This is a genomic window from Streptomyces sp. NPDC051310 (genome assembly GCF_044455245.1).
Taxonomy (GTDB): Bacteria; Actinomycetota; Actinomycetes; order Streptomycetales; family Streptomycetaceae; genus Streptomyces.
In genome coordinates, this window is record NZ_JBITEO010000001.1 from 380,494 (window position 1) to 404,772 (window position 24,279).

Below are 24,279 nucleotides of genomic sequence, written 5' to 3' on the forward strand. Positions count from 1 at the left end.
GGCGGCCGCCGGGGCCCGTGGTCCGGATCGCGCCGGGTTCGCGCGGTCCGGTCCGGAGGACGGGCTTCAGAAACCGAGCTTGCGCAGCTGCTTGGGGTCGCGCTGCCAGTCCTTGGCGACCTTCACGTGGAGGTCGAGGAAGACCGGCGTGCCCAGCAGGGCCTCGATGTGCTTGCGGGACTTGGTGCCGACCTCCTTCAGGCGGCTGCCCTTGGGGCCGATGATGATGCCCTTCTGGCTCGGCCGCTCGATGTAGAGGTTGGCGTGGATGTCCAGCAGCGGCTTGTCGGCCGGGCGGTCCTCGCGGGGCAGCATCTCCTCCACCACCACCGCGATCGAGTGCGGCAGCTCGTCCCGGACGCCCTCCAGCGCCGCCTCACGGATCAGCTCGGCCACCATGACCTGCTCCGGCTCGTCGGTGAGGTCACCCTCGGGGTAGAGCGGCGGGGACTCGGGCAGCAGCGGGACGAGCAGGTCGGCGAGGAGCTGGACCTGCTGGTCGCCCACGGCCGACACGGGGACGATCTCCGCCCACTCGAAGCCGAGCTCCCGGCCGAGCCGGTCGATCGCGATGAGCTGCTCGGCGAGGGCCTTGGAGTCGACCAGGTCGGTCTTGGTGACGATGGCGACCTTCGGGGTCTTCTTGATCCCGGCGAGCTCCTTGGCGATGAACCGGTCGCCGGGGCCGATCTTCTGGTCGGCGGGCAGGCAGAAGCCGATCACGTCGACCTCGGCCCAGGTCGTGCGCACGACGTCGTTGAGCCGCTCGCCCAGGAGGGTGCGGGGCTTGTGCAGGCCGGGGGTGTCGACCAGGACGAGCTGCGCCTCCGGCCGGTGCACGATGCCGCGCACGGTGTGCCGGGTGGTCTGCGGACGGTTGGAGGTGATGGCCACCTTCTGCCCGACCAGAGCGTTCGTGAGGGTGGACTTGCCCGCGTTGGGACGGCCGACGAAGCAGGCGAAGCCGGCCCGGTGGGCGGTTTCGGTTTCAGGGTTACGAGCGCTCATGGGGGCCATTCTCCCCGATCGCCGGGCGTCGGACGTACCGCAGCCGGAGCAGCGCCCCGGCGGCCGCCATGAGGACGGCGGCGGCGACCAGCACGACGAGCCACGGCAGCGCGAGGAAGGAGGCCCCGCCTGACGCGCGGACATCCCGGGCGGTGGCGGTCACGGTGACCTCGCCCCACTCCAGCCGGGGTGCGCCGGCCCAGCGGGCGGTGAGGCGGATGCGCTGCCGCGGCAGCAGCTCGGAGGGGACACCGCGCAGCTCGCGGGTGAGGAGCGTGCGCCCGAACAGGCCCTCGGCCCTGAGGGCGGCCTGCGGGGAGAGGGTGACGTTGCCGGTGTTGTGCAGGGTGTACGCGATGACAGCGGTGCTCTCGCCGGTGCCGGGGACCAGGGGCGCGTCCGCCGACCAGGTGACGTCCTCCACAGCCAGCGCGGGCACGGTCGGGCCGGTGACCCGCAGGTGGATCCGGGCGCCGACGGCCCGCCGGACGCCCACCGCGGCGCCCCCGCCGGCGGTGGCCCGCTCCACCCGCTCGTCCAGCGCGACCAGGGCCCCGGCGTGGTCCCCGGGCTCGGCGTCGGGCGGGACGGTCAGGGTGTAGGGGACGGTGACCTCGCCGTGCGCGGGGACCGTGACCCGCTCCCGGTCGGGCACCGCCCAGGCGCCGACCCCGCGCCGGGGCTCGTCGGGGGACCGTACGGCGAAGCCGCCGTCCCGCTCGGTGTTGTACGCGTCGGCCGCGTACAGCCGGAAGGTCAGCGGGGCGGCGGTCTTGTTGGCCACGGTGACCCGGTCGGTCAGCGTGGCGCCGGGGCCGGCGGACAGGTGGAAGTACGGCCGGCCACCGGGCTCGGAGGCCTCGGGGTAGACGGCCCACTCGCCGTTCTCGGCGGCGCGGGCGGGAGCGGCCGGCAGCGCGAGGAGCGCTGCCAGGAGGAACGGGAGGATGGCGTACAGCTTGCGCGGCACGGGTGCGGACTCCCCTTCTGTCGCGGTCTTCCGTTGCGGTCCGGGACTCGGTCGCGGTCCGGGACTCACTCGCGGTGCGGGGCGGGGCTCGCGCCGCCGGACCCGGCCTCCGCGCGGTTCGTCTCGCCGCGGCTCACGTCAGGGTGAGGGTGAGGACGCCCGCGTACGCGCCCGGGGCGGTGAACGGCGGGACGTCCAGCGTCAGCTTCGCGTCCACGGTGAACTCGCCGCCGGTCAGCGCCCCGTCGGGCGTGGCGGCGAGCGTCGCGCCGGCGGTGCCGACCGGTCCCGCGGAGCCGGGGGCGCAGGTGCTGGGGCTGCCGGGCTTGGTGGCGCAGGCGGGCGTCCAGCTGAGCTTCCCCGCGCCGATCGTGCCGCCGGGGCCGGTGAAGTCGGTGACCTTGCCGGTCAGGGACCAGCCGGCCGGTCCGCCGCGGAAGTCCTTCACGGTGACCGTCCGCAGGTCGCCGGTGGCCGCGCCGCCCTTGCCGAAGTCGACGGACGACAGCCGGACGCTCTCCCCGGCCTGCGCCATGGACAGGGTGCCGGCCGCGACCGCGGTGCCGATCCGCTGGCTGCCCGCTGGCAGCGGGGTGTCGTCGACGACGGTGTACGCCGCCGGGCCCGCGGCCTTGTCGGCGCTCCAGGCGTCGCCCTCGTACGCGACGATCCCGCTGGTCGCCCTGTCGGTGACGGTGAGGGAGGCGGTGAAGCCGCCGCTGCTGTCGGCCGTCACGGTCGTCCGGTCGGCGGTCTCGGCGGCGCCCGCGCGCCCGGCGACGGTGACGGCGGCGAGCGGGGTGAACCGGGTGCCCGTGACCGCGACCGGGGCGCCGGGCCTGCCGGAGGCGGTGGCGAGCGCGAGGGTCCGTTCGTTGGCTCCGGGCCGGGGGCTCGCGACGATGGTCCGCGAGACGGGTGCGGGCGGATCGGTGACCGTGCAGGGGGTGTCCAGCTCCATGATGTAGCTGGTGTGGATGTTGTAGTCGCCGGGCGAGAGCGTGATCGAGCCGGGTGCGGTGACCGTGAACGCACCGGTCATGGAGAAGGGCGGGAAGGTGCCCTTGCCCGGGACGGGCGGATTCTTCTTCGGTCCGGTGACGGTGACCGCGCCGGACTGGGCGCCGCCGAGGACGACCTTGCCCGTGGGGGTCATGATGTCGGCCGGGAGCGCGAGGTCGACGGGGTTGCCCGCGGCGGGCTTGGTGACCGTGTACGTGACGGTGACCGTGTCACCGACCCTCGGTGCCGCGTTGTCGACGGTGATCTCGGCGGTGGTCGGGCCGTCGATGGGCGGGATGCCGGCGATCGGCGGCGGTACGCAGTGGGTGGGGAAGTCGACGGCCTGCGCGGCGGTGACCCGCGCCGCGGCCGGGGTGGCGAGGCCGCCGGTGGTGAGTGCGAGAGCGGTGGCGCCGAGGAGCGCGAGGCCGCGGCGCCCTCTTCGCGGGGATGGTGCCATGGGGCCCTCCTGTGGGGACGAGAGGGCGCCATTGACGGCGGACGCGGAAGAGATGTCAATGCCGCGGCGGCGCGGTACCTGATGGCCCATCAGATACTGTCAAGATCCGGCTTTCCGCGGGTCGTACGGGGACGGTCGGCGCGCACCGCCGCGACCCCGCACCCCGACCGGGAGGCCGGTCCTCCGGCGTGTCAGCCGGCCGTCACGGTGGCGCGCAGCTCCCCGTCGGGACCGGCCACCAGGACCGGCGTGTCCGGTCCGCCGAGGTCGCGCACGGCGGCGCGGTCCGCGTCCGAAGCGGCCTCGGCCTCGGTCACGACGGCCGCGGCCTCCAGCGACTTCGCACCGCTGGCCACGGCCATCGCCACCGCGGTCTGCAACGCGCTGAGCCGGAGCGACTCCAGGGCGACCGTCCCGGCGACGTAGGTGCGGCCGGTCTCGTCGCGCACCGCCGCGCCCTCGGGCACACCGTTGCGGGCGCGGGCGCTGCGCGCCAGCGTGATGATCTTGCGGTCCTCGGGGCCGAGGTCGGTGCTCTGTGTCATGACCCGAGCATAAGTCGGCGTCCGGCGCCGCTGCCGCCGGGCCCGTGCGCGTCGGCACCGGGGGCGGTGCGGTCGCCCGCGACCGGGTACAGCGCTTCCCGCCGGCCCTCCGGGCTCGCCAGCCGCTCCAGCTTCGCCGCCGTGTCGCCCTCCGGCAGCGGGGTGTGCAGCACGATCACCAGGTCCGGCCGGGCCGGCACGCGCAGCTGCGTCGCCTCCAGGTGCAGGGTGCCGGCCAGCGGGTGCGCCAGCTCCTTGCGGTTCTGGCCGCCGGGTGCGATGTCGCGGCGCTCCCACAGCTCGGCGAACTCGGCGCTGGCCGCCCGGGCCTCCTCCACGACCGCGCGGAAGCCCTCGTCGCCGGGGTGTTCCGAGCACGCGGCGCGGTACTGGGCCACGATCTGCGGCGCCACTTGCTCCCAACTGGTGGCGCGGGCCCGGTAGACCGGGTCGGTGAAGAAGGCGATCAGGCAGTTCTGGGAGATCTCGGGTCGCATGCCGAGGACGAGGGACGCGGAGTCGTTGTACATCACCGCGTTCCAGTGGACGTCCATGATGTGCGCCGGGTAGGGCATCCAGGCGTCGATCAGCCGCCGCAGCCCGTCGCACATGTCGCGGGCCGACGGATCGGGCCGCGGCTGGGGCGGGTTGAGCCCCGCCAGGACGTACAGGTGGCGGCGCTCGGCCTCGCTGAGCCGCAGCACCCGGGCGACGGAGTCCAGGACCTGCGGCGAGACCGTGATGTCGCGGCCCTGCTCCAGCCACTGGTACCAGGAGACGCCGACGCCCGCGAGCACGGCCACCTCCTCGCGCCGGAGCCCGGGCGTACGGCGCCGGACGCCCCCGTCGGGCAGGCCCACGTCCGCCGGCGTGACGCGGGCGCGGCGGCTCTTGAGGAACTGGCTCAGTTCGGCCAGCCGGTGGTCCTTCATGCCGTGCCCTCTCCCCCTGCCTGGTGGTGCGGCCAACAGGATAAGTCCCCGCTCCCCACCACCGGTTCGGCGAGCGGAGGCTGAGGCCATGGCTATGGACACCGACACCCCCACCCCCACCCCTCCCGGCACCGCAGCCGGCACCGGCACCGCGTCCGCCGTGCCACGGCTGGACGGCCGGGCACGACTCGTCCTGTTCGTCCTGTGCGCCGCCCAGTTCATGGTGGCGCTGGACTTCTCGGTCCTGAACGTGGCGCTGCCCGTGCTCGGCGCCGACCTGGGACTCAGCCGGTCCGCGCTGCAGTGGGCGGTGACGGCGTTCGCGCTGCCGTCGGGCGGCTTCCTGCTGCTGTTCGGGCGGATCGCCGACCTGTACGGCCGCAAGCGGCTGTTCCTCGCGGGGCTGTCCCTCTTCGGGGCCGCGTCGCTGCTGGCGACCTTCGCCTGGGACCCGGCGTCCTTCCTGGCCGCGCGGGCGCTGCAGGGCCTGGGGGCGGCGGCGATCGTCCCGGCCGGCATGTCGCTGCTGACGACGACCTTCCCCGAGGGACCGCTGCGCGACCGGGCGCTGGGCATCAGCGGAACCCTGCTGTCGCTGGGGTTCACCGTCGGCATGGTGCTGGGCGGTGTGATGACCGACACCCTTGGCTGGCGTTCCACGATGGGCCTGCTGGCGGTGTTCTCGCTGATCGTCCTGCCGCTGGCGCCGGGTCTGCTGCCGGAGTCGCGCACGCCGGACCGGCCGCGCCTGGACGTGCCGGGCGCGGTGACCGTCACGGGCGGCCTGCTGGCGCTGATCTACGCCCTGTCGACGGCCGCCGAGCACGGCTTCGGCGGTACGGACGTACGGGTGGCGCTGGCCGCCGGGGTGGTGCTGCTGGTGGCGTTCGCGGTGGTCGAGTCGCGGCACGACGCTCCGCTGGTCTCGCTGCCGATGCTGCGGCGGCGGACGGTCGCCTTCGGCAACCTGGGCGGCCTGGTGACCTTCTCGATGATGAGCGCGGTGGTCTTCGTCCTGACGCTGTACCTCCAGGAGGTGCTCCGGCTGTCGCCGTTCCTGACCGGTCTCGTCTTCGGTGTGCAGGGCGTGCTGTCGGCGCTCGCCGGCACGCTGGCCCCCCGGCTGATCGGCCGCCTCGGCGCCCGGCGCACCCTCGTGCTCTCCCTCCTGGGCCAGGGCGCCTTCGTGGCCCTGCTGCTCGGCCTGGGCCGGGAGTCCGGCGCGCTGCTGGCGACGGCCGCCGTCTCGCTGGCGAGCGTGTGCCATCTGGGCGCGATCATCTCGTACGGCCTGACGGTCACGTCCGGCGTGCCCGACGAGGAGCAGGGCCTGGCCACGGGCCTGGTGACCACGACACAGCAGGTGGGCCTCACGATCGGCATCCCCGTCCTGGCGGTCCTGGCCACCACCCGCGCGGACCTCTTCGCGGGCATCCGCACGGTCCTCGCCCTGGACGCGGCGATCGTCCTGGCCTCGGCGGTCCTGCTGGCGGCGGGGCTGCGCAGGCGGGGGTGAGGGCCCCTACGGCCGGTCCAGGCGCAGCCGGACGGCCCGGGGCAGGCCCGCGACCACGAGGTCGTAGGAGTCCTCGATGAGCTCCCGGACCATCCGGTCCGGGAGCTCGGTCACCGTGACCGTGTTCCAGTGGCGCTTGTTCATGTGGTAGCCCGGCACGACCGCCGGGTGCTCCGCGCGGAGCCGGACCGCGATCTCGGGGTCGCACTTGAGGTTGACCCGCAGCGGCCGGGCGTCCAGGGACGCGAGGGCGAACATCTTGCCCGCGACCTTGAAGACCGAGGTGTCCGGGCCGAAGGGGAAGTCCTCGGACGCGTCGGTGAAGGCGAGGCAGAAGGCCCGCAGCTGCGCCGGTGTCACGCCGCCTCGCCCTCCGGTTCCGCGAGCACCGTGACGATCTTGTTCCGGCGGCCCGCCGGGGACTCGGCCGTCAGGCGCAGCGTCCGGCCGTCCGGCAGGTCGACCAGGGCGGAAGCGCCCGCGATGGGCACCCGGCCCAGGGCCTTGGCGAGGAGGCCGCCGACGGTCTCGACGTCCTCGTCGTCGTACGCGTCGAGGCCGAAGAGCTCACCGAGGTCGCCGACGTCGAGGCGGGCGGTGACCCGGTAGCGGCCGTCGCCCAGCTCCTGCACCGGGGGCAGCTCGCGGTCGTACTCGTCGGTGATCTCACCGACGATCTCCTCCAGGATGTCCTCGATGGTGACGATGCCGGCCGTGCCGCCGTACTCGTCGATGACGACCGCGCAGTGGTTGCGCTCCTTCTGCATCTCCCGCAGCAGGTCGCCGGCGTTCTTGGTGTCGGGGACGAAGGCCGCGGGCCGCATGACCGTGGAGACCAGGTCGTTCTCGGCGTCGCGGTTGATGTGGGTGCGGCGGACCAGGTCCTTCAGATAGACGATGCCGACGACGTCGTCCTCGTTGTCGCCGGTCACGGGGATGCGGGAGAAGCCGGAGCGCAGCGCCAGCGTCAGGGCCTGCCGGACGGTCTTGTACCGCTCGATGGAGACGAGGTCGGTGCGCGGGACCATCACCTCGCGGACGAGCGTGTCGCCGAGCTCGAAGACGGAGTGGACCATGCGCCGCTCGTCGTCCTCGATCAGGGACTCCTGCTCGGCGAGGTCGACCATGGCGCGCAGCTCGGCCTCGGAGGCGAAGGGGCCCTTGCGGAAGCCCTTGCCGGGCGTGAGCGCGTTGCCGATGAGGATGAGCAGCTGCGGCACCGGGCCCATCACGCGGGCCAGCGGCAGCAGGGCGTAGGCGGCGGCGGTCGCGGTGTTCATCGGGTGCTGGCGGCCGATGGTGCGCGGGGAGACGCCGACGGCGACGTACGACACGAGCACCATCACGCCTGTCGCGACCAGCAGCGCGGACCAGGTCCCGGCGAACTCGGTCAGGCAGACGTACGTGACGAGGACACCGGCCGCCGTCTCGCACGCGACGCGTACCAGCAGGGCCACGTTGAGGTACCGGACCGGGTCCGAGGCGACCTGGGCGAGCCGGGCGGCGCCGCGCCGCCCGGCCCGTACCGCCTCGGCGGCGCGGAAGCTGGACACCCGGGCGATGCCCGCCTCCGCGCACGCCGCCAGCCAGGCGACCACGACCAGCGCGACGGCGCCGAGGAGCAGTTGGGCGGTCATGAGACGGTCGGCGCCGGGGACGGGCCGGTCAGGCCCTTCTCCGCCCGCCAGCCGTCGACGATCGCCGCCTGGAGCCCGAACATCTCGGCCTTCTCGTCGGGCTCCTCGTGGTCGTAGCCGAGCAGGTGCAGCACGCCGTGGACGGTGAGCAGCTGGAGCTCCTCGTCCATGGAGTGCTGCGTCGGGGCCTCCTGGCCCTGCTTGGTGGCGACCTCGGGGCAGAGCACGATGTCACCGAGGAGGCCCTGCGGGGGCTCCTCGTCGTCCTTCGCCGGCGGACGCAGCTCGTCCATCGGGAAGGACATGACATCCGTCGGGCCCGGCAGGTCCATCCACTGGATGTGCAGCTGTTCCATCGCCTCGGCGTCCACCAGGATCACCGAGAGCTCGGAGAGCGGGTGGATGCGCATCCGCCCGAGGGCGTAGCGGGCGACGTCGAGGATCGCCTGCTCGTCGACCTCGGTGCCGGACTCGTTGTTGACGTCGATCGACATGGTGCTCGTGCGCTCTACTTCCCGTTTCGGTTGTCGTACTTCTCGTACGCGTCGACGATACGGCCGACCAGCTTGTGCCGTACGACGTCGTGCGACGTGAGCATCGAGAAGTGGACGTCGTCGACGCCGTCCAGGATCTCCCGGACCTGGCGCAGACCGCTCTTGGTGCCGCCGGGCAGGTCGACCTGGGTGATGTCACCCGTGATGACGATCTTGGAGTCGAACCCGAGCCGGGTGAGGAACATCTTCATCTGCTCGGGGTTCGTGTTCTGCGCCTCGTCGAGGATGATGAACGCGTCGTTGAGCGTCCGGCCGCGCATGTACGCCAGCGGCGCGACCTCGATCGTGCCCGCCGCCATCAGCCGCGGGATCGAGTCGGGGTCGAGCATGTCGTGCAGGGCGTCGTACAGCGGCCGCAGGTACGGGTCGATCTTCTCGTAGAGCGTGCCGGGCAGGAAGCCGAGCCGCTCGCCCGCCTCCACCGCCGGCCGGGTCAGGATGATCCGGGTGACCTGCTTGGACTGCAGGGCCTGGACCGCCTTCGCCATGGCGAGGTACGTCTTGCCGGTACCGGCCGGGCCGATGCCGAAGACCACGGTGTGCTTGTCGATCGCGTCGACGTACCGCTTCTGGTTGAGCGTCTTGGGGCGGATGGTCCGGCCGCGGCTGGAGAGGATGTTCTGCGTGAGGACTTCCGACGGCGTCTCGACGCCCCGTCCTCCCGTCTCCTCCTTGAGCATGGCGATGGAGCGTTCCACTGCGTCCTCCGTCATCGGCTGCCCGGTGCGGAGCACCAGCATCATCTCGTCGAACAAGCGCTGGATCAGGGCGACTTCCGCTGCGTCCCCGACCGCGCTGATCTGGTTGCCCCGGACATGGATGTCGGCGGCCGGGAACGCCTTCTCGATCACGCGCAGCAACGCGTCACCCGAGCCGAGCACGGTCACCATGGGGTGCTTGGCGGGTACGGTGAAGTGGGCCCGTACCTGATCCTGGTCTGTGGGTGTGTGAGTCATGGGCCGGCTCTCTGGCCTGCACATACCTCCTGTTGCAAGGTTCTCGCCGATCGAGACCTCTGGACTGTCCAGCGTACGTCGTGTCACTGACAGCGCCGAGGGCTTTTCCCGGCCCGGCTGCCGCGGAGCCGGGCGCGCGCCGGTCGCGGCCACCGCGCCGGGCCTCACACCGGGCGGCGGAACCCGATGGTCGGCACGGCCCTCCGCAGCGGCCAGGGCCGGATCGGCGCGGGCAGCAGCGCCTCCAGGAACGCGTAGCGGCGCAGCGCCGCCGGGTCCTGGTCCGTGCACTCCTGGACGTACTCCCACCACGCCGCGACCTCCACCCATCCGGGGGCGGAGAGCGACCCGCCGAACTCCTGAACCGACAGCGCGGCGGTCAGCCCGGCGAAGGCGAGCCGGTCGGCGAGCGGCCAGCCGGCGAGCGTGCCGGTGACGAAACCGGCCACGAAGACGTCCCCTGCGCCGGTCGGGTCGAGCGCCGCCACCTCGATGGCAGGGACCTCGGCGGTCTCGCCGGTGCGGGAGTCCACGGCGTACGCGCCCTCCGCGCCGAGCGTGACGACGGCGAGCGGCACCTTCTCGGCGAGCGCCCGGGCCGCGGCGCGCGGGCAGGTGGTGCCGGTGTAGCGCATCGCCTCCTCGGCGTTGGGCAGGAACGCCTCGCAGTGCTCCAGGCCGGCGAGGCCCGCGAGGTCCCAGCGGCCGGTGTCGTCCCAGCCGACGTCGGCGAAGATCCGGGTGGAGCGGCGGGCGGCCTCGGCGACCCACGGCTCCCGGCGGCCGGGCACGAGGGAAGCCACGGCGGCCCGCGCTCGGGGCGGGTACTCCGGGAGCTCCCCGACGGCGGTCTCCGGCGCCTCGTGGCCGTGGGAGACCATGGTCCGCTCGCCCTCGTACGCCATGGAGACGGTGACCGGGGAGTGCCAGCCGGGCACGGTCCGCGACCGGGACAGGTCGATGCCCTCGCCCTGCTCCAGGGTGTCCCGGCAGTAGTCGCCGTAGTGGTCGTCGCCGAACGCGGCGGCGAGGTGGGTGCGCAGGCCGAGGCGGGCCAGGGCGGTGGCCATGTTGGCGACGCCGCCGGGGCTGGAGCCCATGCCGCGGGCCCAGGTCTCGGTGCCGCGGACGGGGGCGGAGTCCAGGCCGGTGAAGATGATGTCGAGGAAGACCGTGCCGGTGAGGAAGACGTCGCACTCCGGGTCGCCGGGGCCGCGCAGGCCCGCCAAGGGGTCGACGCCCGCGGTGTGTTGCCGAAGCTGCTGCTCTCCCCTGGGTGTGGTCACGGCGGGCTCCCCGGTCGCGGTGCGGATCTGGCCAGTGTGCCCGATTCCGGCCGCCCGCGACGGCGGGCGGCCCACCGGAAAACCGGCCGCCTACCCGACACTCCCCGCTCGAAACAACTTGTGACCCGGATCACACCGCCCCGGCTTCTCCCCCACCGCGGCGCCTTGATACAAATTGGCCCGCGTTCCCGCGCGGCCATCGGCGCGCGACAGCGGGCGCCCTTCCCCTCTTCCGCTCATTCCCGCCCGCCGGGAATCAGTTCGCTGGAACGCCCATGCCCTCGCGCCCGCGCGCCCCGTGGCCGCTCGTCGCCCTCTTCACCGCCGGCTACCTCGCCGCGTACCTCCTCCCGACCCTCGTCGGCAGCCTCTCCACCGGCCTCGGCCTCACCCCCGCCCGGGCCGGGCTGGTCGGTTCGGCCCTGCTGCTGAGCTCCGCCACCGCCGGCTTCACACTCGCGTCCCGGGTGGAGCGGTACGGGCAGCGGCGGCTCGCCCGCCTCGGTCTGACGCTCGCCGTCGCCGGGTACGGCTGCGCCGCACTCACCGCGTACGTCGCACCGGTCGTGGCCGGCGCCGTCGTCGGCGGTTTCGGCTCCGGTACGGCCACGGCGGTCGCGGCGGCCGGGTTCGCGGGCCGCCGCGACCCGCACCGCGCCTCGACGCTGGGCCTGCTGTCGGTGTCCGCGACGGCGGGCGCGCTGTACCTGACGCTGCCGCACCTGGGCGGCGGGCACGTGCTGCCGTTCGCCTCGATCGCGCTGGTCGCGGCGGCGGTGTGGCCCGCCACGGCCCGGCTGGAGACCGGTCACGACACCGGCGGGGCGCGCCGGGCGGCCGCACCGCTGCCGCGTCCACGGGCCGGAGCGGTCCTGGCCGGCGCGATGGTGTGCTGGTCCCTGGCGCAGAACGCCCTGTGGGGCGTGAGCGGCCGCATCGGCCTCGACCAGGCGGGCCTGAGCGAGGTCGCGGTCGGCGCGGTCTTCGCGGCCGCGCTCGGCGCGGGGCTCCTCGGGGTGCTCGGGGCCGGCGCGCTGGGCGCCCGGCTCGGCCGGGCCGTGCCGATCGGCGCCGGCACGGTCCTGATCGCCGGCTGCATCGCGCTGAGCTCCGCGGCCGAGGACCTCGCGTCCTTCGCCACCGGCGAGATCCTCTGGAACACCTGCTACCCGGTGGTCCTGTCGTACGTGATCGGCCTCGCCGCCTCCCTGGACCCGCGGGGCCGCTGGGCGGTCCTCGTCGGCTCGGCGTCCTCGCTCGGCGTGGCCTGCGGGCCGGTGACCGGCAGCGTCCTGTCGGAGCGGGCCGGCTACCCCGGCATGGGCCTGGTGCTCGCCGCGCTCCTGCTGCTGCTCGCCGTCCCGATGACCGCCGTCGCCCTGCACACCTCGGGCCGCCCCCTGGTGCCGGGCGCGATCCGCCGCCGCGGCGGCGCCCCGGCGGCGGTGGTCGCGGCCGCCGCGGCCCCGGCCGCGGCCCTGGCCCCGCAGCTGGGCGCCCCGGAGCAGCCGGTCGCGGAGATCCCGGTCGAGTCCGCCCCGGCCGCCGCGGCCCGGCGCTCCTACGGCCTGGCGGAATCCACCGCGTCGACCGAGTCGGAGGAGCCGAAGTCGTACGCCTCCACCTCGGCGAGGTAGCGGGCCCTGCGGTCCTCGTCGTCGTCGAGGAAGGACGCCAGGAAGGAGTTGCGGGCCAGCTCCCGCAGCTGCTCCGGGGCCAGGCCCAGCGCCTCGTGGACCGCGTGGAAGGTGTCCCCGACGTAGCCGCCGAAGTAGGCGGGGTCGTCGGAGTTGACCGTGACCAGCAGCCCGGCCTCCAGCATGGACCGCAGCGGGTGGTCCTCCAGGATGTCGATCGCGCGCAGCCGCACGTTCGACAGCGGGCACAGCGTCAGCGGCACCCGGTCCCGTACGAGCCGGGCCACCAGCTCCGGGTCCTCCACCGCCCGCAGGCCGTGGTCGATCCGCTCCACACCGAGGACGTCCAGCGCCTCGCGGATGTAGGCCGGCGGGCCCTCCTCGCCCGCGTGGGCGACCCTGCGCAGGCCGAGCGCCGCTGCCGCCTCGTACACCTCGGCGAACTTCGACGGCGGGTGGCCGGCCTCCGCCGAGTCCAGGCCGACGCCCGTGATCCGGTGCAGGTAGGGCTTGGCCGCCTCCAGCGTCTCCCGCGCCGACTCGGCCGGCAGGTCGCGCAGGAAGCACATGATCAGCCGGGTGGAGATGCCGTGCCGCTCCTCGCTGTGGTCCAGCGCCCTGGCCAGCCCCTCCACCACCGTGCCGAAGGCGAGGCCGCGGCCGGTGTGCGCCTGCGGGTCGAAGAAGATCTCGGCGTGCCGCACCCCCTGAGCGGCGGCCCGCGCCAGGTACGCGTCGGCGAGCTCGGCGAAGTCGTCCGCCGTGCGCAGCACGGTCATCAGGCTGTAGTAGAGGTCCAGGAAGGACTGCAGATCGCTGAAGAGGTACGCCTTGCGCAGCTCCTCGGTGTCCGCCCAGGGCAGCTGGACGCCGTTGCGCGCGGCGAGCGCGAAGGCCAGCTCGGGTTCGAGGGTGCCTTCGATGTGGAGGTGCAGTTCGGCTTTCGGAAGCGGTGCCATGGGGAGTGCCTCGGTGCTTTCCAGCGCTGCTCTCTAGCGCTTGGGGAGGGGGACCCGGACGAGGTCGTGGGCGATGGTCAGCTCGCCGTCGAAGCCGGCCGCCCGGGCCTGCTGCTCGAAGGCGGCGGGGTCGCTGTAGCGCTGCGAGAAGTGCGTGAGGACCAGGTGCCGCACGCCTGCCCCGCGCGCCACCGACGCCGCCTGCCCGGCCGTCAGGTGACCGTGCTCCACGGCCAGTGTCTCGTCCTCGTCGAGGAACGTCGACTCGATGACGAGCAGGTCGCAGCCCTCGGCGAGGGCGTGGACGGCGTCGCACAGCCGGGTGTCCATGACGAAGGCGAACCGCTGCCCGCGCCGGACCTCGCTGACGTCCTCCAGCCGCACGCCGCCGAGCTCGCCCTCCCGCTGGAGGCGGCCCACGTCCGGGCCCTGGATGCCGCGGGCGGCGAGCGCGCCGGGCAGCATGCGGCGCCCGTCGGGCTCGGTCAGCCGGTAGCCGAAGGACTCGACGGGGTGCGAGAGCCGGCGGGCCTCCAGCGTGTACGCGGGGGTCGTGGCGAACACGCCGTCGCCGGCGACCGGCGCCTCGGCGAGCTGCACCGTCTCGCGGTAGGCCGTGGCGTACCGCAGCCGGTCGAAGAAGCGCTGCCCGCTCGCCGGGTAGTGGGCGGTGACGGGGTGCGGCACCCGGTCGAGGTTGATGCGCTGGATGACCCCGGCGAGGCCGAGCGAGTGGTCACCGTGGAAATGGGTGACGCAGATCCGGTCGATGTCGTGCGCGGCGACCCCGGCCCGCAGCATCTGCCGCTGCGTGCCCTCGCCCGGGTCGAAGAGGATGCCCTCCCCGTCCCAGCGCAGCAGGTAGCCGTTGTGGTTGCGGTGGCGTGTGGGCACCTGGCTGGCGGTGCCCAGCACGACGAACTCCCGTACGGACATCCGTGCCTTACCCGGGGGGCCAGTTGAGGCCGCGGCCGCCCAGGACGTGCGCGTGCGCGTGCCAGACGGTCTGCCCGGCGCCGGTGCCGGTGTTGAAGACGATGCGGTAGCCGGCGCCGTCGGTCTTCTCCTGCGCGGCGACCTCGCCGGCCTCGCGCAGCACGTCGGCGGCGACCTCCGGCGCGGCCGCGGCGAGCGAGGCGGCGTCCGGGTGGTGCGCCTTGGGGATCACCAGCACGTGCGTGGGTGCCTGCGGGTTGATGTCGCGGAAGGCGACGGTGGTCTCGGACTCACGCACGATCGTGGCCGGGACCTCCCCCGCCACGATCTTGCAGAACAGGCAGTCGCTCCGCGGCTCTCCGGCCATGCTCCGGCCCCTTCCCGAATCGGATCATCACTGTGGGACGCAGCTTATCCGTGACGATCACGACCAGCGGCCGGTCCGCCCCAGCAGCAGGGCCGTGGCGGCGGTGCCGGCGGTGGAGGTGCGCAGCACGCTGCGGCCCAGCCGGTACGGCCTGGCGCCCGCCCCGGCGAAGGCCGCCAGCTCCTCGGGCGACACGCCGCCCTCGGGGCCCACGACGAGCACGATCCCGCCGGTGGCGGGCAGCTCTGCGGCGGCCAACGGCTCGGCGCCCTCCTCGTGCAGGACCGCCGCGAAGTCCGCCGCCGCCAGCAGCTCGGCGACCCGCTTCGTCGACGCGGCCTCCGCCACCTCCGGGAAGCGAAGGCGGCGCGACTGCTTGCCCGCCTCGCGGGCGGTGGCGCGCCACTTGGCGAGCGCCTTCAGGCCGCGCTCGCCCTTCCACTGCGTGATGCAGCGGGACGCGGCCCACGGCACGATCGCGTCGACGCCGGTCTCGGTCATCGTCTCCACGGCGAGCTCGCCGCGGTCGCCCTTGGGCAGGGCCTGGACGACGGTGATGCGGGGGGCCGGCTCGGGTTCGGTGCGCACCTCGCGCACGGCCACCTCCAGGCGGTCCTTGCCCTCGACCGCGGCGACGGCGCCGTACGCGCCGGTGCCGGCGCCGTCCGTCAGGACGATCTCCTCGCCGACGCGCAGCCGGCGCACGGAGACGGCGTGCCGTCCCTCGGCCCCGTCGAGCGTGACGGTGCCGCCCGTGGCGGCCCGCAGCCCCTCGACGACGAACACGGGCGCGGTCATGACGCCTCCCTCGGCGCGAGGCCGGCCACCGCGGCCTGCAGCTCGGCGTTGAGCACCTCGACCAGCTGTCCGGCGGGCAGCTCGCGGGCGAGCCGGTGGCCCTGGCCCGCCCACAGCGCCATGCCCTGCGGGTCGCCGGCGGCCGCCGCGGCCTTGCGCAGGCCGCTGGTGAGGTGGTGGACCTCGGGGTAGGCGGCGGGGGCGTACGGCCCGTGCTCGCGCATGAACCGGTTGACGAGCCCGCGCGCGGGCCGGCCCGAGAAGGCGCGGGTGAGCTCGGTGCGGGTGAACAGCGGGTTGGTCATGGCCTGCTTGTGCAGGATGTTCGCGCCCGACTCGGGACAGACCAGGAACGCCGTGCCGAGCTGCGCGGCCGCCGCGCCCGCCGTGAGGACGGCGGCGATCTGGCTGCCGCGCATCAGCCCGCCGGCGGCGACCATCGGTATCCGCACGGCCTCGCGGACCTGGCCCAGCAGCGCCAGCAGACCGGTCCCCGACCCGTCGCCCTCCGGGTCGTCGCGGTGCGTCCCCTGGTGCCCGCCGGCCTCCACGCCCTGGACGCAGACCGCGTCCGCGCCCGCGTACTGCGCCACCTGGGCCTCCTCCGGCGAGGTGACGGTCACGACGGTGAACGTGCCGGCGCGCGCGAACGCGTCGAGCGTCTCGCGGGCGGGGCACCCGAAGGTGAACGACACGACCGGCACCGGGTCGTCGAGGAGGATCGCCAGCTTGGCCTCGTACCCGTCGTCCCGTCCGGCGTCGGGGTCGCCGAGCGGCGTGTCGTACCAGCTCGACTCGCCGGCGAGCTGGTGCCGGTAGACCTCGACGGCGGCGGCGTCGGGCTGGCCGGCCTGCGGCATGAACAGGTTGACGCCGAAGGGCCGCGAGGTCAGCCCGCGGAGCTGTTTGACCTCCTGGTACATGCCGTCGGCCGTCTTGTACCCGGCGGCGAGGAAGCCGAGCCCGCCGGCCTCGGACACGGCGGCGACGAGCTGGGGACAGGAGGCGCCACCCGCCATGGGGGCCTGCACGATCGGGTACCGGCAGAGATCGGTCAGTGCGGAGGACATGCAGGCATGGTGTCACGGCCCCGGTGCGCCGCCGAACCCTCCCGCCCGTACGGGCGCGGGGGCGGCGCGGTACGGCACAGGGGGCGGGTCAGCCCGCCCGGTGCGCCGTACCGGGGGCCCGGGAGCCGGGGCCCCCGGGCACGGCCCGACCCGGAAGACGGGTCCTAACGGCCGTTGAACGCGTCCTTCAGGCGCGAGAACAGGCCCTGCTGCCCCGGCTGGAACTGCCCGGTCGGGCGCTCCTCGCCGCGCAGCTTCGCCAGCTCCCGCAGCAGCCGCTCCTGCTCCGGGTCCATCTTCGTCGGCGTCTGGACCTCGACGTGCACGATGAGGTCACCGCGCCCGCCGCCCCGCAGGTGCGTGACACCGCGCCCGTGCAGCGGGATGGACTGCCCCGACTGGGTACCGGGACGGATGTCGACCTCGTCGACGCCGTCGAGCGTCTCCAGCGGCACCTTGGTGCCGAGTGCGCCCGCCGTCATCGGGATCGTCACCGTGCAGTGCAGGTCGTCGCCGCGCCGCTGGAAGACCGGGTGCGGCACTTCGTGGATCTCGACGTACAGGTCGCCCGCCGGGCCGCCGCCCGGGCCGACCTCGCCCTCGCCCGCGAGCTGGATGCGGGTGCCGTTGTCCACGCCGGCCGGGATCTTGACCGTGAGCGTACGGCGGGACCGCACGCGGCCGTCGCCGGCGCACTCGGGGCACGGCGTCGGGACGACGGTGCCGAAGCCCTGGCACTGCGGGCAGGGGCGGGACGTCATGACCTGGCCCAGGAAGGACCGGGTGACCTGCGAGACCTCACCGCGGCCCCGGCACATGTCGCACGTCTGCGCGGACGTACCGGGCGCGGCGCCCTCGCCCGAGCAGGTCGTGCAGACGACGGCCGTGTCGACCTGGATGTCCTTGGTCGTGCCGAAGGTGGCCTCGTTGAGCTCGATGTCCAGCCGGATCATCGCGTCCTGGCCGCGCCGGGTCCGCGAGCGCGGCCCGCGCTGGGACGCCGTGCCGAAGAAGGCGTCCATGATGTCGGAGAAGTTGCCGAAGCCGCCCGCCCCGAAGCCGCCGGCGCCGGCACCGCCGGACGCGGACAGCGGGTCGCCGCCGAGGTCGTAGACCTGCTTCTTCTGCGGGTCCGACAACACCTCGTACGCGGCGTTGATCTCCTTGAACCGCTCCTGCGTCTTCGGATCGGGATTGACGTCCGGGTGCAGCTCGCGCGCGAGCCTGCGGAACGCCTTCTTGATCTCGTCCTGGGACGCGTCGCGGCGTACGCCGAGCACGGCGTAATAGTCCGTGGCCACTACGACTCCGCCAGGATCTGTCCGACGTAACGTGCCACTGCGCGTACCGCTCCCATCGTTCCGGGGTAGTCCATGCGGGTCGGTCCGACCACGCCGAGTTTGGCGACTGCCTCGTCGCCCGAACCGTAGCCGACCGCGACGACGGACGTGGAGTTGAGCCCCTCGTGGGCGTTCTCGTGCCCGATGCGTACGGTCATCGCCGAGTCCTTGGCCTCGCCGAGCAGCTTCAGGAGCACCACCTGCTCCTCCAGCGCCTCCAGCACCGGCCGGATCGTCAGCGGGAAGTCGTGCACGAAGCGGGTGAGATTGGCGGTGCCGCCGATCATCAGCCGCTCCTCCGTCTCCTCCACCAGCGTCTCCAGCAGCGTGGCCAGCACCGTGGAGACGGTCCCGCGGTCCTCCGCCTCGAAGGACTCGGGGAGGTCCTGCACCAGCTGCGGCACGTCGGTGAAGCGGCGCCCGACGACCCGGCTGTTGAGCCGGGCCCGCAGGTCGGCCACCGACTGCTCGCCGAACGGCGCCGGGCAGTCGACCATGCGCTGCTCGACACGGCCCGTGTCCGTGATCAGGACCAGCATCAGCCGGGCCGGAGCCAGCGACAGCAGTTCCACGTGCCGCACGGTCGAGCGCGTCAGGGACGGGTACTGGACGATCGCGACCTGCCGGGTCAGCTGCGCCAGCAGCCGCACCGTACGGCCGACGACGTCGTCCAGGTCCACCGCGCCGTCCAGGAAGTTCTGGATCGCCCGCCGCTCCGGCGACGACAGGGGCTTGACCCCGGCCAGCCGGTCCACGAAGAGCCGGTAGCCCTTGTCGGTGGGGATGCGGCCCGCGCTGGTGTGGGGCTGGGCGATGAAGCCCTCCTCCTCCAGCGCCGCCATGTCGTTGCGCACGGTGGCCGGCGAGACGCCGAGGTTGTGGCGCTCGGTCAGCGCCTTGGAGCCGACGGGCTCCTCGGTGCCGACGTAGTCCTGGACGATCGCGCGCAGCACCTCGAGTCTGCGTTCGCTGAGCATCGCGCGCACCTCCAGCTAGCTCCGGTTACTCGGCGTTCATTGGCACTCACCAGGTCCGAGTGCCAGGTATCACCCGGCAAGTGTACGGCGCCCGGGTACGCCCCTAGCAAGGGCGGCGGTCACGCTACCGCGCGGCGGACCGCCCGGTACGGATAGCGTCGCGGTATGGACGACGGTTCGATCGCGTGGGAGAGGTACGGCTGGGAGCGGCTCGCCGAAGGGGTCGGCAGACGCCGGCTGCCCGTGTGGGACGCGACCACGGCCCTGGTGGCCGGTGCCGAGGGGGTGCTGCTGTTCGACACGGGCGCCACGCTCCGGGAGGGCGCCGAGATCCGGGCGCAGGCGCAGGCGATGCTGGGCGGCCGCAGGGTGACGCATATCGCACTGAGCCACCCCCACTTCGACCACGTGCTGGGCACGGCGGCGTTCGCGGGGGCGGAGGTCTTCGGCGCGGTGGGGGTCGACGCGCTGATGGTCCGCGAGCGGGACGGTCTGCGCACGGACGCGATCCGGCACGGGGTCGCGGTGGAGGAGGCCGTCGAGGCGGCGGACGTCCTGGTCGCGCCCCACCACCTGGTGAGCGGCGAGTGGACGCTGGACCTGGGCGGGCGGCAGGTGCTGCTGGCCAACGCCGGGCCGGGCCACAGCGGCCACGACCTGGCGGTGCTGGTGCCCGGCTCCCCGGAGGTGGTCCTCTGCGGCGACCTGGTGGAGGAGTCGGGCGACCCGCAGGCCGGACCGGACGCGATCCCCTCGCGCTGGCCGGCCGCGCTGGACCGGCTCCTGTCGTTGGGCGGCGACGACGCGGTGTACGTGCCGGGGCACGGCGCGGTGGTGGACGCCGCCTTCGTACGCGCCCAACGCGATGAGCTGGCCCGGCGGTTCGGGGTGTCGTAGCGTCTGCGGAATGCGCCGTTACGACCCTGATCTGACGCCCTCGTGGAAGCGGCCGGCCCCCGTGCCGGAGGTGGCCGCCGAGCCGGACCTCGTGGTCGAGGAGGTGGCCACCGGCTTCTGCGGGGCGGTGGTCCGCTGTGAGGCGGGCACGGTGACCCTGGAGGACCGGTTCGGCAAGCACCGGGTCTTCCCGCTGACGCCCCGCGGCTTCCTGCTGGAGGGCCGTACGGTCACCCTGGTGCGCCCGTCCGCGGCGCCGTCCCGCCCCACGCGCACCGCTTCGGGCTCGGTCGCCGTGCCGGGGGCACGCGCCCGGGTCGCCCGGGCGGGGCGCATCTACGTGGAGGGGCGGCACGACGCGGAGCTCGTCGAGCGCGTGTGGGGCGACGACCTGCGCATCGAGGGCGTGGTCGTCGAGTACCTGGAGGGCGTCGACGACCTCCCCGCGATCGTCCGGGAGTTCGGGCCGGGCCCGGACGCCCGCCTGGGGGTCCTGGTGGACCACCTCGTCCCCGGCTCCAAGGAGTCCCGCATCGCGGCGGCCGTCACGGATGCCCACACCCTGGTCGTGGGCCACCCGTACATCGACATCTGGGAGGCGGTGAAGCCCGCGGCCGTGGGCATCCCGGCCTGGCCCCGGGTGCCGCGCGGCCAGGACTGGAAGGCGGGCGTCTGCCGCGCCCTCGGCTGGCCCGACAACACGGGCGCGGCCTGGCAGCACATCCTGTCGAAGGTTTACGGCTGGAAGGACCTGGAGCCGGAGCTGCTGGGGAGGGTCGAGGAGCTGATCGACTTCGTGACGGCCGGCGACCAGCGGCCGGTGTGACCCCGCGTCCGGGCGGGGCGGGGCCCGGCGGGTCGGTCCGCCGGGTCCCGGACCACCGCGTGCGGGCGGGGCCCGGCGGGTCAGTCCACCAGGTCCCGGACCACCGCGTCCGCGAGGAGCCGGCCGCGCAGGGTGAGGACGGCGCGGCCCGCCTCGTACGGGCCGGGCTCCAGGAGCCCGTCGGCCAGCGCGCGGCGCGAGGCGGCGAGCCCCGCGGGGGCGAGGATGGCGAGCGGGCAGCCCTCGCGGAGGCGCAGTTCCAGCAGGATGCGCTCGACGCGGCGGTCGTCCTCCGACAGGACCTCCCGCCCGGCCCCCGGTGAGCGGCCCTCCGCCAGCGCGGCGGCGTACGCGCCCGGGTGCTTGACGTTCCACCACCGCACACCACCCACGTGGCTGTGGGCTCCCGGTCCCGCGCCCCACCAGTCGGCGCCGCGCCAGTACAGCTCGTTGTGGAGGCAGCGCCCGGCCGGCGTCGTGGCCCAGTTCGACACCTCGTACCACTCGAACCCGGCGCCGGACAGCACGTCCTCGGCGATCAGGTACCGGTCCGCGTGGACGTCGTCGTCCGTCATGGGGACCTCGCCGCGCCGGATGCGCCGGGCGAGCTGGGTGCCCTCCTCCACGATCAGCGCGTACGCGCTCACATGGTCGGGGCCCGCGCCGATCGCCGCGTCCAGCGAGGCCCGCCAGTCGTCGTCGCTCTCCCCCGGCGTGCCGTAGATCAGGTCAAGGTTGACGTGCGCGAACCCGGCCGCACGCGCCTCCGCGACGCACGCCTCGGGCCGCCCGGGCGTGTGCGTGCGGTCCAGCACCTTCAGCACGTGCTGCCGGGCGCTCTGCATGCCGAAGGAGATGCGGTTGAAGCCGCCCTCGCGCAGTTCCGCCAGATAGGCCGGGCCGACGGACTCCGGGTTCGCCTCCGTCGTGATCTCCGCGTCGTCCGCGAGCCCGAATTCGTCACGGATCGCCCCCAGCATGCGGACGAGGTCGCCGGCGGGGAGCAGCGTCGGCGTGCCGCCCCCGACGAACACCGTGCGGACCGGCCGCGGGTCGTCGCCCAGCACCTTCCGCGCCAGGCGGATCTCGTCGGTCAGGGTGGCGGCGTAGTTGTCGCGGGAGGCGAGCACGCCGCCGGTGCCGCGCAGCTCGGTGGCGGTGTACGTGTTGAAGTCGCAGTAGCCGCAGCGGGTCGCGCAGTACGGCACGTGCAGATAGAACCCGAGCGGCCGCTCACGGGCCCCGAGCAGCGCGGACGCGGGGAGCGCGCCGTCCTCGGGCATGGGCTCGCCATCGGGCAGTACGGAAGGCATACCGCCCATTGTCCGTCACGCCGGATGTTCCCGTGCCTGGAGCACCAGCAGGGCGAGGTCGTCGGCCACCGGACCCTCGCCGAAGGCGTGCACGGCCTGCCGGATCCGGTCGGCGACGCCCTGGGCGGTCAGCCCGGTGCAGGCCGCGAGGACCTGGGCCAGGCCGTCCTCGTCGTCGAACATCCGGCCCGCGCGCGAGCGCCGCTCGGTGACGCCGTCGGTGACGCACAGCAGGGTGTCGCCGGGCGCGAGGTGGAAGGTGTGGCTCTCGTACGCGACGTCGTCCACGACGCCGAGGAGCACCTGCGGCACCGCGACCGGGGTGACGGTCCCGTCGGGGCGCAGGAGCAGCGGGAGGGGGTGCCCCGCGCAGGCGAGGGTGCAGCGGGCGCCCCCGCCCTCCTCCGGCGGCAGCGGGGTGAGCTCGCCGTACAGGAGGGACAGGAAGCGCGACTGGGTGAGGTGCGTGCTCGGCGGCTGGGGGTCGGGGCCGCCGGCGGCCGCGACGACCAGGGCGGCGGCTTCGGCGGCCTCGGTCGCGTCGTCCAGCAGGAGCCGGTTGAGCCGGTCGAGGACCTCGCCGACCCGGTGGCCCTCGCGGGCGAGGAGCCGCAGCCAGGGCCGGGCGAGTCCGGTGACGACGGCGGCCTCGGGGCCGCTGCCCTGGACGTCGCCGAGCATGAAGCACCACCGCCCGGGCCGCCCGCCGCCACCCTGGGCGGCGCTACCGGCGACCACGGGGCTCCCGGCGCCGACGGGGGCGCGGTCCGCGGAGCCGGGGTGCGGGCCGGCGCCCGGGAGAGGGTCGGTGCCTGGGAGGGCCTCGGGGAGAGGGTCGGCGCCGGGGCGCGGGTCCGGGAGCGCGCCGAGGCCCACGCCCGTCCCCGTGCCGAAGCCCGTGCCCGCGGCCGGGGCGGCCGCCTGGAAGACGTCGTAGAAGTCGCCGCCCGCGAGCCCGTCGTCGCTCGGCTCGTACACCACGCAACTGGCCACGCCCGGGATCTGCGCCACCTGGCTGGGCAGCAGTCCCCGCTGGAGCACCCGGCTGATGGTGGCCTGGCGCGTGTACCGGCGGGCCGCGCCGATGGCCAGCGCCACACGGCGTGCGAAGTCCTCGACGAGCGCGGTGACCGCGTCGGGGATGCGTTCCGTGCCGCGCCGCCCGAGCATCAGCGTGCCGAGCCCGCGGCCGCCCACGGCCAGCCGGCAGGCCAGCGCCGTACCGTCGCCGTCGCCTTCGCCGTGGCCGCCGGGATCGGGCCAGCGGACGGGCACGGGTCCGCCGTGTCCGGCGTCGGGGGCCGGCGGCGGCTCCTTCTGGAGCGCGGCGCGCAGCGGCTCGATGGCGGACTCGTCGGCGTGCCACACACGGGCGAGACGGGGTGCCGCGACGGGCCCCTCGCCGCCGTCGCCCTCCAGCCAGAAGGCGCACCAGTCGGCCAGCCGCGGCACCAGGAGCTGCCCGGCGAGCGCGGCGACGAGGTCCTCGTCCAGCTGCCCGGCGAGGAGGTCGGACGCCTCGGCGAGGAACGTCAGCGCGCCGCTGCCGGCCCACTCCTGGTCGTCGCGCACGGGACGGCGCGGCGCGGGCGCGAGGATCTCGGCGGCGCGCAGACCGCGCTGGATGGCGGGCTCGGTGCCGGGCACGGGGCAGGTGTCCCAGCCGTCGAGGGGCAGCCGCGCCCAGACGGTCTTGAGGCCCGGGCGGTAGGTGATGCCCCAGCATTCGGCGAGGGCGGCGACGAGCTGGAGTCCGCGGCCGTACTCCTCGGGGCCGCCGCCGCCCTCGGCCGCGGGGTGCTCGCTGCGGACGGTACGGGTCGGATGGTGGTCGGAGACCTCCAGGACCAGGGCGGCGGGCTGGTCGGCGTCGGGCTCCTCCAGGCGGAAGAGGAGCTCGACGGTGGTTCCCGCGTGGACCACGGCGTTGGTGACCAGTTCGGCGACGACGAGGACGGCGTCGTCGGCCACCCGCTCGGTGATCGCGGCGGCGGCCGGCAGGGCGAGCCCGGTCCAGTCGGCGAGGGCCGCCCGGACGAACCGGCGGGCGGCGGCCGGGGCCAGCGGGTTGCCCGGCAGGCTCGTGCGCGCGACGGAATGGTTCGGCGGCGGCTGCTGGGGCGGCAGGTGATGGCGGTGGGCGGGCGGCAGCTCGGTGATGTCGTACGGCGCCGGCTGCGGCCGCTCTGCCCGCTGTGTTGGAAAGGACCCCACGTGCGCTCCTCGTCGGCTCCCGGTCTGGACACCGACAGAGTGACAGATCGGGCTCGCCCATAAGCGCCGAGTCATCGAA

23 protein-coding genes are annotated in these 24,279 nt (G+C 74.4%); 4 read left to right on the top strand and 19 right to left on the bottom strand.

Annotated elements, in window-relative coordinates; genetic code table 11:
• Nucleotides 1-66 precede the first annotated feature (66 nt).
• From era to ACIA79_RS01765, 5 genes are all read right to left on the bottom strand, one after another.
• The gene (gene era / locus ACIA79_RS01745) at nucleotides 67-1,017 is read right to left on the bottom strand and encodes a GTPase Era (protein WP_399426005.1); all 951 of its coding nucleotides are present in this window, start codon (nucleotides 1,015-1,017) and stop codon (nucleotides 67-69) included.
• Entirely contained in the window at nucleotides 995-1,978 is a 984-nt protein-coding gene (locus ACIA79_RS01750; RefSeq protein WP_399426007.1) for a WxL protein peptidoglycan domain-containing protein, read from the bottom strand. Before ACIA79_RS01750 ends, era begins: the two co-directional genes overlap by 23 nt.
• A 133-nt stretch (nucleotides 1,979-2,111) precedes the next feature.
• The gene (locus ACIA79_RS01755; RefSeq protein ID WP_399426008.1) at nucleotides 2,112-3,440 is read right to left on the bottom strand and encodes a beta-xylosidase; all 1,329 of its coding nucleotides are present in this window, start codon (nucleotides 3,438-3,440) and stop codon (nucleotides 2,112-2,114) included.
• Nucleotides 3,441-3,631: 191 nt separating this feature from the next.
• Nucleotides 3,632-3,985 carry a cytidine deaminase gene (locus tag ACIA79_RS01760; protein ID WP_399426010.1) on the bottom strand — a complete coding sequence of 118 codons (354 nt, stop codon included), beginning with the start codon at nucleotides 3,983-3,985 and terminating at the stop codon, nucleotides 3,632-3,634.
• A complete protein-coding gene (locus ACIA79_RS01765; RefSeq protein ID WP_399426012.1) occupies nucleotides 3,982-4,917 on the bottom strand; it encodes a helix-turn-helix transcriptional regulator in 936 nt (311 codons plus the stop codon). The genes ACIA79_RS01760 and ACIA79_RS01765 overlap by 4 nt, the downstream gene beginning before the upstream one ends.
• Nucleotides 4,918-5,005: 88 nt before the next feature.
• Here ACIA79_RS01765 and ACIA79_RS01770 point away from each other — a divergent pair, with 88 nt between their 5' ends.
• Complete coding sequence (locus ACIA79_RS01770) at nucleotides 5,006-6,433, top strand: MFS transporter (protein WP_399426013.1); 1,428 nt, start codon at nucleotides 5,006-5,008, stop codon at nucleotides 6,431-6,433.
• A gap of 6 nt (nucleotides 6,434-6,439) precedes the next feature.
• Here the strand turns inward: ACIA79_RS01770 and ACIA79_RS01775 are convergent, their stop codons facing one another.
• From ACIA79_RS01775 to ACIA79_RS01795, 5 genes are all read right to left on the bottom strand, one after another.
• Nucleotides 6,440-6,793, bottom strand: coding sequence for an MmcQ/YjbR family DNA-binding protein (locus ACIA79_RS01775; RefSeq protein WP_399426015.1), 354 nt, complete (start codon nucleotides 6,791-6,793; stop codon nucleotides 6,440-6,442).
• Nucleotides 6,790-8,070: a hemolysin family protein gene (locus ACIA79_RS01780; RefSeq protein WP_399426017.1), complete on the bottom strand. Its 1,281-nt coding sequence runs from the start codon at nucleotides 8,068-8,070 to the stop codon at nucleotides 6,790-6,792. The genes ACIA79_RS01775 and ACIA79_RS01780 overlap by 4 nt, the downstream gene beginning before the upstream one ends.
• Nucleotides 8,067-8,564, bottom strand: a complete 498-nt coding sequence (gene ybeY / locus ACIA79_RS01785) for an rRNA maturation RNase YbeY (RefSeq protein WP_031070328.1) — start codon at nucleotides 8,562-8,564, stop codon at nucleotides 8,067-8,069. The genes ACIA79_RS01780 and ybeY overlap by 4 nt, the downstream gene beginning before the upstream one ends.
• Nucleotides 8,565-8,578: 14 nt before the next feature.
• The gene (locus ACIA79_RS01790) at nucleotides 8,579-9,580 is read right to left on the bottom strand and encodes a PhoH family protein (protein ID WP_031070330.1); all 1,002 of its coding nucleotides are present in this window, start codon (nucleotides 9,578-9,580) and stop codon (nucleotides 8,579-8,581) included.
• Nucleotides 9,581-9,744: 164 nt separating this feature from the next.
• Nucleotides 9,745-10,866, bottom strand: a complete 1,122-nt coding sequence (locus ACIA79_RS01795; RefSeq protein ID WP_399426019.1) for a carbohydrate kinase family protein — start codon at nucleotides 10,864-10,866, stop codon at nucleotides 9,745-9,747.
• 275 nt (nucleotides 10,867-11,141) lie between these two features.
• Between ACIA79_RS01795 and ACIA79_RS01800 the strand changes: the two genes are divergently transcribed.
• Entirely contained in the window at nucleotides 11,142-12,503 is a 1,362-nt protein-coding gene (locus ACIA79_RS01800; protein ID WP_399426021.1) for an MFS transporter, read from the top strand.
• Here the strand turns inward: ACIA79_RS01800 and ACIA79_RS01805 are convergent.
• The 7 genes from ACIA79_RS01805 to hrcA form a co-directional block, all read right to left on the bottom strand.
• Nucleotides 12,428-13,462, bottom strand: a complete 1,035-nt coding sequence (locus ACIA79_RS01805) for an adenosine deaminase (protein ID WP_399426023.1) — start codon at nucleotides 13,460-13,462, stop codon at nucleotides 12,428-12,430. The two genes, ACIA79_RS01800 and ACIA79_RS01805, sit on opposite strands and share 76 nt — an antisense overlap.
• A 33-nt stretch (nucleotides 13,463-13,495) precedes the next feature.
• A complete protein-coding gene (locus tag ACIA79_RS01810; RefSeq protein ID WP_399426025.1) occupies nucleotides 13,496-14,398 on the bottom strand; it encodes a ribonuclease Z in 903 nt (300 codons plus the stop codon).
• 7 nt (nucleotides 14,399-14,405) lie between these two features.
• Complete coding sequence (locus ACIA79_RS01815) at nucleotides 14,406-14,765, bottom strand: histidine triad nucleotide-binding protein (protein ID WP_399426026.1); 360 nt, start codon at nucleotides 14,763-14,765, stop codon at nucleotides 14,406-14,408.
• A 57-nt stretch (nucleotides 14,766-14,822) separates the two neighbouring features.
• The gene (locus tag ACIA79_RS01820) at nucleotides 14,823-15,563 is read right to left on the bottom strand and encodes a 16S rRNA (uracil(1498)-N(3))-methyltransferase (RefSeq protein ID WP_399426028.1); all 741 of its coding nucleotides are present in this window, start codon (nucleotides 15,561-15,563) and stop codon (nucleotides 14,823-14,825) included.
• Nucleotides 15,560-16,633: a nitronate monooxygenase gene (locus ACIA79_RS01825; RefSeq protein WP_399426030.1), complete on the bottom strand. Its 1,074-nt coding sequence runs from the start codon at nucleotides 16,631-16,633 to the stop codon at nucleotides 15,560-15,562. Before ACIA79_RS01825 ends, ACIA79_RS01820 begins: the two co-directional genes overlap by 4 nt.
• A gap of 164 nt (nucleotides 16,634-16,797) precedes the next feature.
• Nucleotides 16,798-17,934, bottom strand: a complete 1,137-nt coding sequence (gene dnaJ, locus ACIA79_RS01830) for a molecular chaperone DnaJ (RefSeq protein WP_031070345.1) — start codon at nucleotides 17,932-17,934, stop codon at nucleotides 16,798-16,800.
• Nucleotides 17,934-18,950: a heat-inducible transcriptional repressor HrcA gene (hrcA, locus tag ACIA79_RS01835; protein ID WP_031070348.1), complete on the bottom strand. Its 1,017-nt coding sequence runs from the start codon at nucleotides 18,948-18,950 to the stop codon at nucleotides 17,934-17,936. Before hrcA ends, dnaJ begins: the two co-directional genes overlap by 1 nt.
• 165 nt (nucleotides 18,951-19,115) lie before the next feature.
• On the opposite strand from hrcA, the gene ACIA79_RS01840 reads away from it, so the two are divergent.
• Complete coding sequence (locus ACIA79_RS01840) at nucleotides 19,116-19,847, top strand: MBL fold metallo-hydrolase (protein WP_399426032.1); 732 nt, start codon at nucleotides 19,116-19,118, stop codon at nucleotides 19,845-19,847.
• A 10-nt stretch (nucleotides 19,848-19,857) separates the two neighbouring features.
• Nucleotides 19,858-20,673, top strand: coding sequence for a DUF3097 domain-containing protein (locus ACIA79_RS01845; RefSeq protein WP_399426034.1), 816 nt, complete (start codon nucleotides 19,858-19,860; stop codon nucleotides 20,671-20,673).
• 80 nt (nucleotides 20,674-20,753) lie between these two features.
• Here the strand turns inward: ACIA79_RS01845 and hemW are convergent, their stop codons facing one another.
• Both hemW and ACIA79_RS01855 read right to left on the bottom strand, forming a co-directional pair.
• Nucleotides 20,754-21,986 carry a radical SAM family heme chaperone HemW gene (gene hemW / locus ACIA79_RS01850; RefSeq protein WP_399426035.1) on the bottom strand — a complete coding sequence of 411 codons (1,233 nt, stop codon included), beginning with the start codon at nucleotides 21,984-21,986 and terminating at the stop codon, nucleotides 20,754-20,756.
• 15 nt (nucleotides 21,987-22,001) lie between these two features.
• Nucleotides 22,002-24,200 carry a SpoIIE family protein phosphatase gene (locus ACIA79_RS01855; protein ID WP_399426037.1) on the bottom strand — a complete coding sequence of 733 codons (2,199 nt, stop codon included), beginning with the start codon at nucleotides 24,198-24,200 and terminating at the stop codon, nucleotides 22,002-22,004.
• Between the last annotated feature and the right edge of the window lie 79 nt (nucleotides 24,201-24,279).